This window comes from Labrys monachus (assembly GCF_030814655.1).
Classification (GTDB): domain Bacteria; phylum Pseudomonadota; class Alphaproteobacteria; order Rhizobiales; family Labraceae; genus Labrys; species Labrys monacha.
This window is the reverse complement of record NZ_JAUSVK010000001.1, coordinates 4,828,557-4,843,258: the sequence shown is the minus strand read 5'-3', so window position 1 is coordinate 4,843,258 and position 14,702 is coordinate 4,828,557. Positions and strand designations below refer to the sequence as shown.

At 67.6% G+C, this 14,702-nt stretch carries 16 protein-coding genes; 9 read left to right on the top strand and 7 right to left on the bottom strand.

Annotated elements, in window-relative coordinates:
• Nucleotides 1–52: 52 nt before the first annotated feature.
• On the bottom strand, nt 53–766 hold the full coding sequence (locus tag J3R73_RS22110) for a response regulator (protein ID WP_307432096.1): 714 nt from the start codon (nt 764–766) through the stop codon (nt 53–55).
• Complete coding sequence (locus J3R73_RS22105) at nt 763–1,305, bottom strand: MarR family winged helix-turn-helix transcriptional regulator (protein ID WP_307432092.1); 543 nt, start codon at nt 1,303–1,305, stop codon at nt 763–765. The genes J3R73_RS22110 and J3R73_RS22105 overlap by 4 nt, the downstream gene beginning before the upstream one ends.
• Nucleotides 1,306–1,591: 286 nt before the next feature.
• Between J3R73_RS22105 and J3R73_RS22100 the strand changes: the two genes are divergently transcribed.
• Both J3R73_RS22100 and J3R73_RS22095 read left to right on the top strand, forming a co-directional pair.
• Nucleotides 1,592–2,488: a branched-chain amino acid aminotransferase gene (locus J3R73_RS22100; RefSeq protein ID WP_307432089.1), complete on the top strand. Its 897-nt coding sequence runs from the start codon at nt 1,592–1,594 to the stop codon at nt 2,486–2,488.
• Between the two features lie 124 nt (nt 2,489–2,612).
• On the top strand, nt 2,613–3,047 hold the full coding sequence (locus tag J3R73_RS22095) for a cupin domain-containing protein (RefSeq protein ID WP_307432085.1): 435 nt from the start codon (nt 2,613–2,615) through the stop codon (nt 3,045–3,047).
• A gap of 78 nt (nt 3,048–3,125) precedes the next feature.
• Here the strand turns inward: J3R73_RS22095 and J3R73_RS22090 are convergent, their stop codons facing one another.
• A complete protein-coding gene (locus tag J3R73_RS22090) occupies nt 3,126–3,431 on the bottom strand; it encodes a YciI family protein (RefSeq protein ID WP_307432082.1) in 306 nt (101 codons plus the stop codon).
• A gap of 85 nt (nt 3,432–3,516) precedes the next feature.
• Here J3R73_RS22090 and J3R73_RS22085 point away from each other — a divergent pair, with 85 nt between their 5' ends.
• Nucleotides 3,517–4,422 (top strand): LysR family transcriptional regulator, encoded by a 906-nt coding sequence (locus J3R73_RS22085; protein ID WP_307432078.1) that lies wholly within the window; start codon nt 3,517–3,519, stop codon nt 4,420–4,422.
• A gap of 142 nt (nt 4,423–4,564) precedes the next feature.
• Here the strand turns inward: J3R73_RS22085 and J3R73_RS22080 are convergent, their stop codons facing one another.
• Entirely contained in the window at nt 4,565–6,823 is a 2,259-nt protein-coding gene (locus J3R73_RS22080) for a heavy metal translocating P-type ATPase (protein WP_307432075.1), read from the bottom strand.
• Nucleotides 6,824–6,894: 71 nt separating this feature from the next.
• On the opposite strand from J3R73_RS22080, the gene J3R73_RS22075 reads away from it, so the two are divergent.
• Nucleotides 6,895–7,323, top strand: a complete 429-nt coding sequence (locus J3R73_RS22075) for a MerR family transcriptional regulator (protein WP_307432071.1) — start codon at nt 6,895–6,897, stop codon at nt 7,321–7,323.
• 17 nt (nt 7,324–7,340) lie between these two features.
• On the opposite strand, the gene J3R73_RS22070 is transcribed toward J3R73_RS22075, so the two are convergent.
• Nucleotides 7,341–8,555, bottom strand: a complete 1,215-nt coding sequence (locus tag J3R73_RS22070; protein WP_307437603.1) for a type III PLP-dependent enzyme domain-containing protein — start codon at nt 8,553–8,555, stop codon at nt 7,341–7,343.
• Nucleotides 8,556–8,814: 259 nt separating this feature from the next.
• On the opposite strand from J3R73_RS22070, the gene J3R73_RS22065 reads away from it, so the two are divergent.
• The 5 genes from J3R73_RS22065 (at nt 8,815) to J3R73_RS22045 (ending at nt 12,608) form a co-directional block, all read left to right on the top strand.
• On the top strand, nt 8,815–9,258 hold the full coding sequence (locus tag J3R73_RS22065; protein WP_307432067.1) for a hypothetical protein: 444 nt from the start codon (nt 8,815–8,817) through the stop codon (nt 9,256–9,258).
• A gap of 25 nt (nt 9,259–9,283) precedes the next feature.
• A complete protein-coding gene (locus J3R73_RS22060) occupies nt 9,284–9,634 on the top strand; it encodes a cupin domain-containing protein (RefSeq protein ID WP_307432064.1) in 351 nt (116 codons plus the stop codon).
• Nucleotides 9,635–9,714: 80 nt separating this feature from the next.
• Complete coding sequence (locus J3R73_RS22055; protein ID WP_307432062.1) at nt 9,715–10,911, top strand: low temperature requirement protein A; 1,197 nt, start codon at nt 9,715–9,717, stop codon at nt 10,909–10,911.
• Nucleotides 10,908–11,774, top strand: coding sequence for a 23S rRNA (adenine(2030)-N(6))-methyltransferase RlmJ (locus tag J3R73_RS22050; protein ID WP_307432059.1), 867 nt, complete (start codon nt 10,908–10,910; stop codon nt 11,772–11,774). The genes J3R73_RS22055 and J3R73_RS22050 overlap by 4 nt, the downstream gene beginning before the upstream one ends.
• 222 nt (nt 11,775–11,996) lie before the next feature.
• A complete protein-coding gene (locus tag J3R73_RS22045; RefSeq protein WP_307432056.1) occupies nt 11,997–12,608 on the top strand; it encodes a biotin transporter BioY in 612 nt (203 codons plus the stop codon).
• An 88-nt stretch (nt 12,609–12,696) separates the two neighbouring features.
• Here the strand turns inward: J3R73_RS22045 and J3R73_RS22040 are convergent, their stop codons facing one another.
• A complete protein-coding gene (locus tag J3R73_RS22040) occupies nt 12,697–13,509 on the bottom strand; it encodes an ATP-binding cassette domain-containing protein (protein WP_307432053.1) in 813 nt (270 codons plus the stop codon).
• Nucleotides 13,506–14,591, bottom strand: coding sequence for an ABC transporter permease (locus J3R73_RS22035; RefSeq protein ID WP_307432050.1), 1,086 nt, complete (start codon nt 14,589–14,591; stop codon nt 13,506–13,508). The genes J3R73_RS22040 and J3R73_RS22035 overlap by 4 nt, the downstream gene beginning before the upstream one ends.
• Between the last annotated feature and the right edge of the window lie 111 nt (nt 14,592–14,702).

Sequence of the window (14,702 nt, the reverse complement as noted above, 5' to 3'; positions counted from 1 at the left end):
GGAGCCCAGCGTGCCAGGGTCTCCCGCCCCAGATGCCATGCGCGCATCGGCATCACATATCCACCATCAGCCGGTAGCCGGTCCCCCGCACCGTCTGCAGATAGACCGGGTTGCCCGGATCCCGCTCGATCTTGCGGCGCAGGCGGTTGATCTGCACGTCCACCGTCCGCTCATTGGCGCCGTCGGCGGCGTTGCCGGCCAGGGCGAGGCGGTCGACCGTCTCGCGCGGCGTCTCGACGAGGAGGCGCAGCATGTCGCGCTCGCGCTCGGTGATGCGGATGGTCTCGCCGTATTGCTGCAATTCGCCCCGCGCGACATGGAAGGTGAAGTCGCCGAAGGTGACGGCGTCCCGCACCGGCTCGGCCGGCGCCGAGGCGACGGCCCGCCGCAGGATGTTGTTGATGCGCAGCAGCAGCTCGCGCGGCTCGAAGGGTTTGGAGAGATAGTCGTCGGCGCCGGTCTCGAGCCCCTTGATGCGGTCGCCCGGATCGCCCTGCGCCGTCAGCATGAGGATGGGCACGCTCGAGTTCCGCCGGATCGAGCGCGTGAGGTCGAGGCCGTTCTCGCCCGGCATCATCACGTCGACGATGAGGAGATCGAAGGCGAGCGCCTCGATGCGGCTGCGTGCGCTGGCGGCGTGCTCGGCGGTGGTGACGCGATAGCCGTGCTCGCCGAGATAGCGCGACAGCAAGGCGCGAATGCGGTTGTCGTCGTCGACCAGGAGAATGTGGGGGGCGTCATCGGGGACGATCGCAACCTTGGTCATCGATCGCCTCCTTCCGCCGAATTGCCGCCGATGAGCCGGGCCACGGTCGCCCGCTCGCTCGGATCCACCATGGCGGACAGGAACTTCACGGCCTGGTCATGGCTGCCGGGACCAGCCTCCGCCAGCGCCACGGCGATACGCCGGGACTGGGCGACCGCGAGCTCGGCCGCCAGCTGGCGCCCCTTGGGCGTGGTCGCCAGCAGCCGCTGGCGGCGATCCTCCTCGCCTTCGCGCTGCAGAATGAAACCCTGGTCGATCAATTCCTTCAGAACTCGCGCCAGCGACTGCTTGGTGATCCTCAGAATATCCAGCAACTCGGCCACAGTAAGGTTGGGATTGCGATCGACGAAATGCAAGACCCGGTGATGCGCGCGGCCGAAGCGGTAGATCTCCAGCGCATGGTCGGCATCGGCGACGAAATCGCGATAGGCGAAGAAGAGGAGTTCGATGAGATTGTAGAGCGGCGCCGGCGGATCCGCGCAGGGCGTATCCGGACGCTGCTTGACCGGCGAGGCGGGAGAGAAATTTACGTCAGCCATATTGACATATTTTCGTCGGATCGTTACTCAAACGGGGCTCGTGGCGAAAGGATGTTCCGCCCAACGGGACTGTCGCTTTCGCGCCGAGGCGCGATGCCCTTCCCGGCACGGAACATAACGGGACTTGCCGGCCGATGCAAAAAAGCGCCGGTTCCTGCAATATGCCGCCATTTCCAGGGAGTAGTCTCAACCCGACGGGTCGTCTCCGTGAGGCGGCCTGTTGAAACAGCCCCGCAATCGCCTGGATGCGGAGTATAACAGGCGCAAGACGCTGGAGGAATTACGCATGTCGATTCTGCCCTTCGATCAACGCGACGGCTATATCTGGTTCGACGGCCATCTGGCGCCGTGGGCCGACGCCAAGCTGCATGTCCTCTCGCATGGGCTTCACTATGGCGGTGCCGTATTCGAGGGCGAACGCGCCTATGGCGGCAGCGTCTTCAAGTCGTCGGAACATTCGGCGCGCTTCAGGCGCTCGGCCGAGATCCTCGACTTCACCATTCCCTATTCGATCGAGGAGATCGATGCGGCCAAGCTGCTCGTGCTGGAAAAGAACGGCATGAAGGATGCCTATGTGCGCCCGGTGGCCTGGCGCGGCTCGGAAATGATGGCGGTCGCCGCGCAGAGCGCCACCATCCACGTCGCCATCGCGGCCTGGGAATGGCCGAGCATGTTCGACATGGCGACCAAGATGAAGGGCATTCGCCTGGACATCGCCGAATATCGCCGTCCGGATCCGCGCACGGTGCCGTCCCTGTCCAAGGCTGCCGGCCTCTATATGATCTGCACGGTGTCCAAGCATCGCGCCGAGCGGCGCGGCTATGCCGATGCGCTGATGCTCGACTGGGAGGGCCGGGTCGCCGAGTGCACCGGCGCCAATGTCTTCTTCATCCGCGACGGCCAGATCCATACCCCGCTCGCCGACTGCTTCCTCGACGGCATCACCCGCCAGACGGTGATCGGCCTCGCCAAGGCGCGCGGCATCGAGGTGATCGAGCGGCGGATCATGCCTGAGGAACTCGACGCCTTCAGCGAATGCTTCCTGACCGGCACGGCGGCGGAGGTCACCCCGGTGGCCGAGATTCTCGGCCATCATTACACGCCGGGTGCCATTACGCGCAGCCTGATCGAGGACTTCAACCAGGTTGTGCAGCCCGGCCAGGGTCGTTCGGCCGCCGCCTGATAGCGGCCTCGCCGACCAAGAGGCTTCCCATCGTCCCCGTTCCGGGTATCAATGGAACGGGGACGCCGATCGGCTGATGACGGCGATCCCCCAACGGGCCCGCGAAGGGCGAGGGGAGGCCATCGTGAAGATCCTGGTCGTGGCGCTGCTGGGTGCCGTGTCGATCGTCTCCGCCGCGCGTGCGGAAGACAGCTACAAGCCGTCCGTCGTCGTGACGCGCCTCCTGCAGACCACCACCACCTCGAGCGGCGATCCGATCCGCTATCCCTCCTTTTCCGACCCTGAGGTCCAGAGCCTCATCGTCGAGATTCCGCCGGGCGGCGAGACCGGCTGGCACCTGCACCCCGTGCCGACCTATGCCTACATCCTCTCCGGCGCGATCGAGGTCGAGGGCGAGGACGGGGCCAGGCATGTGTTCAAGGCCGGCGATTCCTTCGCCGAAATGGTCGACCGCAAGCATGACGGCCGCGTCGTCGGCAGCGATCCGGTACGCATCCTCGTGCTGGTGACCGGCGAGAAGGGCAAGCCGTTCAGCGTCCGGACCGACCCGCCGCATTGATCGCTCTTCCGAGCAACCCTGACGATGTTGGAATCAGGGGCCATTTCGATCCCCTGCCGGGGATGCGAGCCGTCCTAATTAGGCCTGCGCTCCATCGCGCAGGCCATCGGCGAAGACCTGCGTCCAGGCAAGTATGCGCCGTGAGCGACGCAGACCTGTCGGCCAGAAGGGATCTTCCCGAATGAGACTTTCAACGTGTTCGCGGTCGGCTGCCTGCACCACCCACAGACCCCCGGCGGGAGTACCATCCCCCTCTAGAAGCGGACCGGCGGCCTTGATTGTCGAAGCATTGCGCTCCAGGAAATCCATATGGGCTTTCATGTGCCGGCGACGGATTTCCTCCCCGCGACTGACCTCGTCTTCGAACAAGACGACAAAAAGCATCGGCTCCCTCCTTCTGCGTCGAGACAGCTCTACAGCGGCATAATTCCCGCTTCACGCCGAATTATTGCCGGTTTAGGCTGCAATAATGCAGGTGCTCGATTGGAATGACCTTCGTTATGTCCTCGCGCTTGCGCGCGGAGGATCTCATGCTGCCGCGGCGCGACATCTGGGGGTTGACCCGACGACGGTTGCTCGCCGCTTGCGCTCGATCGAGGCGGCCCTTGGCGCGCGCCTGTTTGAGCGCACCGTCGACGGGGCTATGAGCCTGACCCAGGCCGGCGAGGTCACGGCGAAACGGGCGGAGAATGTCGAAGAAGAAATCGGCGGCCTGCTGGAAGCCGTGCAGGGAGCCGATGCGTCCGCAAGCGGTACCGTCTGCGTGACGGCGGTTCCCATCCTGATCAACAGAATTCTGGTCCCTGCGGCCGCCGAATTGATAGCGCGGCATCCGCAGTTGCGGGTGGAACTCGTCGCGGAATCCCGCGATTTGAGCCTGACCCGGCGTGAGGCCGACATCGCGATAAGGCTGGGGAGGCCGAGCAGCGATATGGACACGCGGGTCCTTGCCAGGCGCGCCGGTATGCTCGAATACGCCGCCTATGCCGCGAGCCACATCGAAGCCGAGCCGACGAGCCTGCCCTGGCTGACTTATGAGGACGGAATGGCGCACTTGCCGCAGGCGTTCTGGATCGCGAGAGCCGCGCAAAGGAGCGGCGGGGTCTCAGCTCTTGCCGTCAACGATGCGGAAGCCCTGCTTCAAGGCGTTCAGGCCGGGCTCGGCCGCTCTCTGCTCCCCTGTATCGTAGCGGATCATGTGCCTGGCCTTGCCCGTATCCCTGCCGATGAGGTTGCGTTTCCCGCCCGTGAGATCTGGGTGCTGACACATCCGGATTTGCGCCATCTCGCGCGTATCGCGGCTGTCCTGGCATGGATAGAGACCTCGATCGGACCATCGGGCCGCCGGCCCGTGGCGGCCTCGATCAGCGAATAGGGCCGTCGATGGCAACATCCAGGGGGCACCCGTCGCCTGCGGTTCGGAGGCAGGGGAGGCGAGAGCCTTTCCCTGCTTCCTGTCAGGCCGGTTCTCCCGTAACCGGGGCCGGGAGGCGCTTGCCGGACCCGGGCGCGCGGGATCAACGCAGCAGGCGCAGGGCGTTCATCGTCACCAGCACCGTCGCCCCGGTGTCGGCGAGGATGGCCGGCCACAGGCCGGTGATGCCGGCGATGGTGGTGACCAGGAACACCGCCTTCAGTCCGAGGGCGATGGCGATGTTCTGGTGGATATTGGCCATGGTGCGCTTCGACAGGGCGATCATCGCCGCGACATCGCCGACGCGCCCGTGCAGCACCGCGGCGTCGGCCGTCTCCAGCGCGACGTCCGTCCCGCCGCCCATGGCGATGCCCACATCCGCCGCCGCCAGGGCCGGCGCGTCGTTGATGCCGTCGCCGATCTTGGCGACCGCGTGGCCCTGCCGCTGCAGGTCTCCCACGATGCGCCGCTTGTCTTCCGGCAGCAGGCCGGCATGGACCTCGATGTCGAGCGTCCGGCCGATGGCCTTCGCGGTGCGGGCATTGTCGCCGGTCAGCATCAGCGTGCGCACGCCGGCCTTGCGCAGGGCTCCGAGCCCGGCGAGCGCGTCGGCACGCGGTTCGTCGCGCATGGCGATCGCCCCGGCGACCCGGCCGCCGGCCAGCAGCACCGACACCGTCTTGCCGTCGTCGTTCAGGGCCTCGATCGCCTGCGCGACCTCGGCCGGGAGGGTAACGCGCTCGGCGGCGGCCTCGGCCGAGCCGAGGAAGAGGGAAACGCCCTCCACCGTACCGGCGACCCCCTTGCCGCCAATCGCCCGCGCGTCGCTCGCGGCGGGAAGGACGATCGCGTCCTCGGCGGCCTTGGCGAGGATGGCCGTGGCGAGGGGATGGCTCGAGCCGGCCTCCAGCGCGGCGGCAAGCCGCAGCACCTCGGCCTCGGGGCTCGCGACGGCGATGATGTCCGTCACCCGCGGCCGGCCCTCGGTGAGCGTGCCCGTCTTGTCGAAGGCGGCGGCGGTGATCCTGCCGACGCTCTCCAACACGGCGCCGCCCTTGAGCAGCAGGCCCTTGCGGGCGCCGGCCGACAGCGAGGCGGCGATGGCCGCGGGCGTCGAGATGACGAGGGCGCAGGGGCAGCCGATCAGCAGGATGGCGAGGCCCTTGTAGATCCATTCGCTCCAGGGCCCGCCGAGCAGCAGCGGCGGCACGACGGCGACGAGGGCGGCCACCGCCACCACGCCCGGCGTGTAATAGCGCGAGAAGCGGTCGATGAAGCGTTCGGTCGGCGCCTTGCTTTCCTGCGCCTCCTCGACCAGCCTGACCACGCGGGCGATGGTGTTGTCGGCCGCCGCGGCCGTCACCCGCACGCGCAGCACGCCGTCGCCGTTGACCGTGCCGGCGAAGACGGTGTCTTCCGTGCCCTTGCGGACGGGAATGCTTTCGCCCGTCAGCGGCGCTTCGTCGACGGCGCTCTCGCCCGAGAGGATGATTCCGTCGGCGGGGATGCGGTCGCCCGGCCGCACGAGGATGGTCGCCCCGACCGCGAGGGTCGCCGCGGGCACCTCCTCGGTGCCGCCGTCCCGTTCGACCAGGGCGGTTTGCGGCACCAGGGCGGTGAGCGATTGGATGCTGGCGCGGGCCTTGCCCGCCGCCACGCCCTCGAGCAGTTCGCCGACGAGGAACAGGAAGACGACCGTGGCGCCTTCCTCCCCGGCGCCGATGAAGACGGCGCCGACCGCCGCGATCGTCATCAGCATCTCGATCGAGAAGGGCGTGCCGTAGCGCGCGGCCATGAAGGCGCGCCGGGCGATCGGCACGAGGCCGACCAGCATGGCGAGGTCGAAGGCCCAGGGCGCGACCTCCGGCACCAGCTTGCCGGCCGTGAAGGCGACGAGGACGGCAAGGCCGCTGGCGATCGTCAGCCGGCCCTTGGCCGAATGCCACCACGGGCCCGCGGACGGGCCGTGATCATGGCCGTGCAGGCCGATGGGGGCGCTTTCCTGGCGATCGTGATCGTGATGGCCATGACCGTCATGGTCATGCCCGGTGTGATCGTGGTCATGGTCGTGATGCGCATGATGGTGGTGGGCATGGTCGTGCGCAGGTGCGGCAGCGTGCGAAGCCGCGAGGGCGCCTGCCGCCAGCGGCGCGACCTTGTAGCCGAGGGCCCGGACCCTGTCCTCGACGACGCCGAGGTCGCCGTCGTCACCATGATGAACGGTCATCGTGCCGGCGGCGACGGATACCGAGACATCGGCGACGCCCGGCACCCGCCGAACGGCGGTATCGATCTTCGCGGCGCAGGAGGCACAGTCCATGCCGTCGATCCTGTAGCGAGTCTGGTTCGCAGCGGTCGCCATCGCAACGTTCTTCCCTTGCATCGGACGAACGAGGCCCTACATCCTCTAGCGACTAGAGGAGCAAGCGGAAAATGACCGTTCAGGATGTGGCGATCGGCGAGGCGGCCCGGCGCAGCGGCGTCAAGGTGCCGACCATCCGCTATTATGAACAGGTGGGACTCCTGCCGGCCCCCCCGCGAAGCGAGGGCAACCGGCGGCTTTACGATGCCGCCGACATACGCCGGCTTGCCTTCATCCGCCACGCCCGCGAACTCGGCTTCGACGTCGATGCGATCCGCACGCTCCTCAGCCTGCAGGACGATCCGGCCCAGCCCTGCGCGGCGGCGGATGCGGTGGCGCGCAGCCGCCTCGTCGAGGTCGAGCAGCGCATCGCCAGCCTGCAGGCGCTGAAGACCGAGCTGGAGCGGATGGTGACGGGCTGCGCCCATGGCCGCGTCGACGAATGCCGGGTGATCGAGATCCTTGCCGATCACGACAAATGCCTGCACCACCATCATTGAGGGTGGCCGGTGCCGGCCTATTCGGCCGCCACCGGGATGCTGACGCCGGGTTCCTCGTCGAACGGGGTTTCGAGCTCGACGAAACGGTCGGGATAGAAGCCGTTGAAGCGGGTGCGCAGCCCGAGCGAATAGGCGCCGATATGGCCGATCTCGATCCAGTCGCCGGTATCCACCGTCTCGGGCAGATAGAAGGGGCGGGTCAGGATGTCGACGGAATCGCAGGTCGCGCCGCAGATGCGGAACGGCAGCATCTTGTCCGGCGAGCCGTTGCGCCGGCGCCGGGCCGGATCGGGGATGAAACGGGTCGGCAGCAGCAGTTTGCCCGTCCACGAATCCGACAGCGACGCCCACACGCCGTCATTGATATAGAGGCGCTGCCCCTTCTTGAGCAGCACCCGCACCACCACCGACAGGCAGCGCGCCACGATGACGCGGCCGGGCTCGGCCACCAGCTTGAGGTCGTCGAGGCCCCAGTCGGCGATGTCGCTGTTGATCTGGCGCATCAGCGCCTCGATGGTCGGCGTGGTGGCGTTGCTGCCCTTCTTCTTCGGATCCCGCCCGTATTGGGCCGGAAAGCCGCCGCCGATGTCGAGTTCGGCGACATCCTCCTTGACGCGCGACCGCACCCAGGCGACCGAGGCCATGGCGCGCTCATAGGTCTCGGGGTCCTCGACCTGGGAGCCGACATGGAAGGCGATGCCGGTCCTGAAGCCGATGCCGGACATGCGGTCGAGCAGTTCGACCGCATGGGTCGGCGTGGCGCCGAATTTCTTGGACAGCTCGTAGGCGGCGGCGCCCTTGGTCGCCAGCCGCAGGAACAGCGTGATCTCCTCCGGCGGGATGTCGAGGCCGCGCACGATCCGCAGGATCTTGGCGACTTCGTCCTCATGGTCGAGGGCGAGGGTGCGGATTCCATAGGTTTCGAGGGCCAGCCTGATATGCGACTGGGCCTTGACCGGATGCATGTAGAGGAGTTCGGCCGAAGGCGCGACCGCCCGCGCCGCCTCGAACTCCGCCGGGCTCGCCACGTCGAAGGCGCTGATGCCGGCGTCCGCCAGCACCTTCAGCATCATCGGCTCGCCATTGGTCTTGACCGCATAGGCCGTCTTGCCGGGAAACAGCGCCATGAACTGCCGGGCGTCGGCGGCGAGCACCTCGGGCCGGAAGCCGTAGACGGGCTCGTCCGGACGAAGCGCCAGCGCCGCTTCGCGGGCGGTGGCGAATTTCTGCATGGTCGAATCGGCACCGTCTGTCATCAGCTGTCTCTAACCCTCTTCGCGACACATGCAAAACAGCCGCATTTGTTGACGGATTTGCGACGGGCGCCTTGCGCCGCCCCCGCCATAGCCCGACATTCCTCGGCCAGTCCGCACCCGCCCGCAGTATCGTTTCGCACCGACGGCGAACGGAACCGGAAGGACACACGGATGTTGCTTGACGCGCGCTACGCCTGCGCACAGATTCTACTTGTTCGTACAAAGGGATTCGATCATGCGCATTGCCAGTCTTGCCGCAGCAGCGTTGCTGGCTGCCTCCGTCCTCCCGGCTTCGGCCGCCACGCTTCTGGAGAAGAATTTCTGGCTCTCGGGACCCAATTATGACGGCATCCTGCCGCGCTGCGACGACCCGGCGGTGACCGGCAAGATCGCCACGCGCTTCGCCGACAAGGAAGCCGACTATTGGAATTCCGCGCTGACGATCGAGCGGTTCGACCGTCACCACCAGATCGCCTATTCGCCCTGGGGCCGTTCCTTCATCCCGCGCCGCTTCTGCAGCGCGCGGGTGCTGACGTCGGACGGCCATTATCGCCGGGTGTCCTATTCGATCGCCGAGGATACCGGCTGGCTCGGCGCGACCTGGGGCGTGGAATGGTGCGTCGACGGCACCGATCGCAACCTCGCCTACGCGCCCAATTGCAAGATGGCCCGTCCGTGATCCTCGCCCCTCGCGAGGTGCGGTGATGCCCTTGTGGGTATGCTTTCCGGCCGCCGGCCTTGGCGATCCCGAAGCGGGCGGCCCTGCGCCGGAGCGTCTGCAGGCCGGAAATCCGGCCTTCCGCACCTGGAACAGCTATGAAAGCGCCGACGGCAGGACGTTCGCGGGCATCTGGGAGGCGACGCCGGGCTGCTGGCGCGTCGTCTACGAGGAATGGGAGAGCTGCACCCTTCTCGCAGGCCGCTCCGTCGTCACGCCCGACGGCGGCCCGCCCGTCGCCCTCGGCCCGGGCGACACCATGATCCTCGAGCCGGGCTTCGCCGGCACCTGGGAAGTCGTCGAGACCACGCGCAAGAGCTACGTCATCCGCCTGTGACGGAGCAGGCTCCCGCGGACGCTCTTGTCTTGCGGCGCCGTTCCCGGCGATAAAGAGACAGCGAACGGGGCGGGAGGCGCATGACGATGGATCGCAGCAGCGGCATTCTGCGCAGGAGGGACGGGCATGAGGCCCATGTCTCCTATGCCGAACTGTTCTTTGACCTCGTCTATGCCTTCGCCGTCACCCAGCTCTCCCATACGCTGCTGCACCATCTGACGATCGGCGGCGCGGTCGAGACCGTCATCCTCTGGTTCGCGGTGTGGCTGGTCTGGCAATATACCTGCTGGTTCACCAACTGGTTCGAGCCGGAAGCCATGCCGGTGCGGGCGGCGCTGTTCGCGGTGATGCTGCTCGGGCTGGTGGCCGCCGCCGCCCTGCCCGAGGCGTTCGGCGAGCGCGGCCTCGTCTTCGCCGGCTGCTATGCGGCGATGCAGGTCGGCCGCACCGCCTTCGGGCTCTTCTTCCTCGAGCGCAGCGGCGATCCGCTGGCGGCCAATTTCCGGCGCATCCTGGGATGGAGCGTCATCGCCGCCCTGTTCTGGATCGCGGGAGGATTGGCGGAAGGGGTGACCCGCGTCCTGCTCTGGATCGTCGCGGTGGCCTGCGAATATGTCTCGCCGATGTTCGGTCTCTGGCTGCCGGGCCTCGGGCGGTCGCGCACGAGCGACTGGACGGTCGAAGGCGGCCATATGGTCGAACGCTGCGCCCTCTTCGTCATCATCGCGCTGGGCGAATCGATTCTCGTCACCGGCGGCACCATCGCCGCGGCGCGGCAATGGGACCTGCCGGTGCTTGCCGCCTTCCTCGCCGCCTTCCTCGGCAGCATCGCGATGTGGTGGATGTATTTCGACACCGGCAGCAGGGCCGCGACGGCGTTCATCGTCCATTCGCGCGATCCGGGCCGGTTCGGCGCCTATATCCACTATGTGCATGTCGTCCTGATCGCCGGCATCATCGTCACGGCCGTCGGCAACGACCTGTCGATCGCGCATCCCCAGGCCGTCGTCGACAGGGCGGGCGCTGCGGTCCTCTTCGGTGGCCCGGCGATATACATTGCCGGCAATGCGCTCTACAAGCGCATCTTCTATGGCAGGATTCCGCTTTCCCACCTCGCCGGGCTCGTGCTCCTCGCCCTCGGGATTCCGCTGGCCTCCTACATGGATCTCCTGATGACCGGTCTCCTGACCACCTTTATCATGGCGCTCGTCGCCGGCTGGGAAGCCCTTTCCCGTCGTGGTTTTCCGGCGTCGGCCGGATCGCGCGAGACGGCATGAACTACCGCCACGCCTTCCACGCCGGCAATTTCGCCGATGTGCTCAAGCATGTCGTGCTCGCCCGCATCCTCACCCATCTCAAGCAGAAGGACGCTCCCTTCCGCGTCATCGACACCCATGCCGGCGTCGGCCTCTACGACCTGGAGGCCGATGAAGCACGGCGGACGGGCGAATGGCGCGACGGTGTCGGCCTGCTCGCCGGACAGGAAGCGGCCGCGCCGGCCACGGGCGCCATCGCGGATCTCCTGGCGCCCTGGCGCAGCGTCGTCGACGGGCTGATGGCGCAGCAGCCGCCGCTCTATCCGGGGTCGCCATGGCTGTCGGCGGAGCTGACGCGGGCGCAGGACCATCTCGTCTTCTGCGAGAAGCATCCGGAGGACGCACGGCTGCTGCGCCAGAATTTCGGCGGCAGCCGCCGCGTCAAGGTCATCGAGGGCGACGCCTGGGCCCTGCTGCCGGGCCTCCTGCCGCCGCCCGAGCGGCGCGGCCTCGTCTTCATCGATCCGGCCTTCGAGCAGGAGAACGAGTTCAGGACCATCGCCGAGAATGTCGGGCGCGCCCTGCAGCGCTGGGCCACCGGCGTCTACGCCATATGGTATCCGCTCAAGGGGTTGCGCGAGGCCGATGGCTTCGCGCGGCGCATGGCGGCGCTGCCCGCCGCACGGGCGCTGCGCTTCGAGATCAGCCGCTACGCCGTGCAGCGAATCGATCGCCTGAACGGCTGCGGCATGATCATCCTCAACCCGCCCTGGCGGCTCGACGAGGAATTGAGGGAGATCGGCGCCCATCTCGCCCGCCTCTTCGCCCGGGAGGGAGAGGGGGTGCTGCGCCTCGACTGGATCAGGCAGGAAGCGGACCGATAGAGCGCCTTGCGATCCGGCGGAATCGTCGGGAAGCGCAAAGACGCGTCCCGACGAAGAGCCCGAGCAAAAAGGCGTTTCGGCGGAAAGGCGTTTTGCTCCCGGGGCAAGCGATAAAAGCCTCGCCGGCCTCTTGCTCTTTGCCGCGTTTGACGCTTCTGTTGCGGCATGGCCGCCTTTCGTCCTGCTCGGGCGAGTTCGGCAGATTGGCTTTTGGAGAATTCGATGAGCGTTGCGCAACCCACGACTTCGACGCTGGCTGCCGCCCTGTGGCCGGCCAAGGCAAACCCGGCGCTGCGCGCCATTCTGCTGGTCCTCGCCGGCGTGGCGCTGCTGACGATCTCGGCCAAGGTGCAGGTGCCGTTCTGGCCCGTGCCGGTGACGCTGCAGACGCTTGCCGTGCCGCTGATCGGCGCCGCCTTCGGGGCTCGGCTGGGCGGGGCCACCGTGCTCGCCTATCTGGCCGCAGGCTTTGCCGGCGCGCCCGTCTTCGCCGGCGCAGCTGCCGGTCCCGCCTACTTCCTCGGCACGACGGGCGGCTATCTCATCGCCTATCCGATCGCGGCCTTCATCGTCGGCGCCGTCGCCGAGCGCACGGGCAACCGGGTGCTGCCGCTGTTCGCCGCCATGGTCGCCGCCGACATCCTCGTGCTGGCGCTCGGTTTCGCCTGGCTCGCCTTCCTCGCCCAGCTCGCCAGCGGCGGCATGGGTGTCGGCATCGAGCGCGCCTGGCTCGGCGGCGTGGCGCCGTTCCTGCTGGCCGATCTCGTGAAGATGGCCCTGGGCGCCGCTCTCGTCGGTGCCAGCTGGGCCGGCCTGACGAAGCTGCGCGGCTGATCTTCGTGGTCCTGCCGGCTTTCGGGCCGGCGGGCTGTCTGAATGAGAGGAAGGGGAGGCGGGCCGAAAGGTCCGCCTCTTTCGTTCGTCACTGCGCCAGCGTTTCCGGTGCCTTCATCGCTCCCGTCATGATCGCGACGGCATCGGACATGGTGTAGTCCGAAGGCCGGATCACCGCGACCCGCCGGCCGAGCCGATGGATGTGGATGCGGTCCGCCACTTCGAACACATGCGGCATGTTGTGGCTGATCAGCACGATCGGCATGCCCCTTCGGCGCACGTCGAGGATGAGTTCGAGCACCCGCCGCGATTCCTTCACGCCGAGCGCCGCCGTTGGCTCGTCCATGATGATGACCCTGCTGCCGAAGGCGGCGGCGCGCGCGACCGCCACGCCCTGACGCTGGCCGCCGGACAGGGTCTCGACCGGCTGGTTGATGTTCTGGATGGTCATCAGCCCGAGATTGGACAGCGCCTTGCGTGCCTCGACCTGCATGCCGCGCCGGTCCAGCTTGCGGAAGACCTTGCCGAGGAAGCCGGCCGAGCGTTTCTCGCGCCCGAGAAACAAGTTGTCGGCGATGCTGAGGGCAGGGGAGAGGGCGAGGTTCTGATAGACCGTCTCGATGCCGGCCTCGCGCGCCTGGATCGGCGAGCGGAACTGCACCGGCGTACCCGCGAGGCGGATCTCGCCGGCATCGGGGATGACGGCGCCCGCCAGGGCCTTGATCAGCGAGGATTTGCCGGCGCCGTTGTCGCCGATGACAGCGAGGATCTCGCCGGGCAGCAGGTCGAAGTCGGCGTGGTCCATGGCGGTGACCCGGCCATAGCGTTTCACCAGGCCGCGGGCCTGCAGGATGGGCTGTGCCGAGGCCGGGGCGGCGGCGGGATTGTTGTGCGCGCTCATGCTGACACCTTGCGGATCCACTGGTCGATGGCGACGGCGACGATGATGAGGCAGCCGACGGCGAAAACCTGCCAGAGCACGTCGAGCCCGGCGAGCTTGATGCCGCTGGAGAACAGGCCGACGATGACGGCGCCGACGAGCGTGCCGACGATCGAGCCGCGCCCGCCGAAGAGGCTGGTGCCGCCGATGACCACGGCGGTGATGGAATCGAGATTGGCGGTCTGGCTCGAATTCGGGCTGACGGCCCCGACGCGCCCGATCAGCGCCCAGCCCGCGACGGCGCAGATCAGGCCGCAGATCGTGTAGACCGCGAAGAGGGCGGCCTTGGTGCGGATGCCGGCCAGGCGCGCCGCCTCGGCGTCGTCGCCGGTCGCCAGGATGTGCCGGCCGAAGGCCGTGCGGTTGAGGACGTACCAGATCACGATGGCGACGGCGATCATCAGCACCGCGCCGAGCGTCAGGATGTCCCGGCCGCCGAAGGAGAGCGGCCAGCCCATCATGCGCAGGAACGGCGCCTTGGTCTCCAGGTCGTCCGGCCGGATGGTCTGGCTGTTGGAATACCACAGGTTGAGCGCGGCGAAGACGTTCCAGGTGCCGAGGGTGGCGATGAAGGGCGGCAGTTCGAGGAAGGTGATGAGGGCGCCGTTGACGGCGCCGCAGACGAGGCCGGTGAGGAGGCCGAGCGTGAAGGCGATGGGCACGGGCAGGCCCGCATCGATCGCCAGCTTGCCCATCACCACATGCGACAGGATCATGATGGCGCCGACCGACAGGTCGATGCCGGCCGTGAGGATCACCAGCGTCTGCGCCACGCCGAGGATGGCGATCACAGTGACCTGCTGGACCACCAGGCCGAGATTGAAGGGCGAATAGAAGCGCGGCCCGACATAGAGGCTGAATGCCGCGAAGCCGATCAGCAGGACGATGAAGGGGATCGACGTCGGATAGGAATGCAGGAAATGCTGCAGGCGGTCGAGGGGGGATTTGGCATCTTCCTCGAAGGAGGCGACATCGACGGCCGCGTTGGCGATCCCCTTCTCGAATTCGGCAGGCCCGGTCGGGTGTCTCTGCTGGTCGCTCATGGCTGTCGGTCTCTCGTGCGGATGAAATGGCGAAGGCGGACCGGGATGCCCCGGCGCAATCCGCCGACCGGCGTATCGGCGGCAGCTCCCGGCCGCCGATACCGTGTCCCG

What these genes read in the sequence shown, in the direction of transcription:
- J3R73_RS22045 (WP_307432056.1), top strand. Translation starts at nt 11,997, where the DNA reads ATGAGCGTTGCGCAACCCACGACTTCGACGCTGGCTGCCGCCCTGTGG.
- J3R73_RS22050 (WP_307432059.1), top strand. Translation starts at nt 10,908, where the DNA reads ATGAACTACCGCCACGCCTTCCACGCCGGCAATTTCGCCGATGTGCTC.
- J3R73_RS22085 (WP_307432078.1), top strand. Translation starts at nt 3,517, where the DNA reads ATGCAGGTGCTCGATTGGAATGACCTTCGTTATGTCCTCGCGCTTGCG.
- J3R73_RS22090 (WP_307432082.1), bottom strand. Translation starts at nt 3,431, where the DNA reads ATGCTTTTTGTCGTCTTGTTCGAAGACGAGGTCAGTCGCGGGGAGGAA.
- J3R73_RS22075 (WP_307432071.1), top strand. Translation starts at nt 6,895, where the DNA reads ATGACCGTTCAGGATGTGGCGATCGGCGAGGCGGCCCGGCGCAGCGGC.
- J3R73_RS22055 (WP_307432062.1), top strand. Translation starts at nt 9,715, where the DNA reads ATGACGATGGATCGCAGCAGCGGCATTCTGCGCAGGAGGGACGGGCAT.
- J3R73_RS22060 (WP_307432064.1), top strand. Translation starts at nt 9,284, where the DNA reads ATGCCCTTGTGGGTATGCTTTCCGGCCGCCGGCCTTGGCGATCCCGAA.
- J3R73_RS22040 (WP_307432053.1), bottom strand. Translation starts at nt 13,509, where the DNA reads ATGAGCGCGCACAACAATCCCGCCGCCGCCCCGGCCTCGGCACAGCCC.
- J3R73_RS22070 (WP_307437603.1), bottom strand. Translation starts at nt 8,555, where the DNA reads ATGCAGAAATTCGCCACCGCCCGCGAAGCGGCGCTGGCGCTTCGTCCG.
- J3R73_RS22110 (WP_307432096.1), bottom strand. Translation starts at nt 766, where the DNA reads ATGACCAAGGTTGCGATCGTCCCCGATGACGCCCCCCACATTCTCCTG.
- J3R73_RS22100 (WP_307432089.1), top strand. Translation starts at nt 1,592, where the DNA reads ATGTCGATTCTGCCCTTCGATCAACGCGACGGCTATATCTGGTTCGAC.
- J3R73_RS22080 (WP_307432075.1), bottom strand. Translation starts at nt 6,823, where the DNA reads ATGGCGACCGCTGCGAACCAGACTCGCTACAGGATCGACGGCATGGAC.
- J3R73_RS22035 (WP_307432050.1), bottom strand. Translation starts at nt 14,591, where the DNA reads ATGAGCGACCAGCAGAGACACCCGACCGGGCCTGCCGAATTCGAGAAG.
- J3R73_RS22065 (WP_307432067.1), top strand. Translation starts at nt 8,815, where the DNA reads ATGCGCATTGCCAGTCTTGCCGCAGCAGCGTTGCTGGCTGCCTCCGTC.
- J3R73_RS22105 (WP_307432092.1), bottom strand. Translation starts at nt 1,305, where the DNA reads ATGGCTGACGTAAATTTCTCTCCCGCCTCGCCGGTCAAGCAGCGTCCG.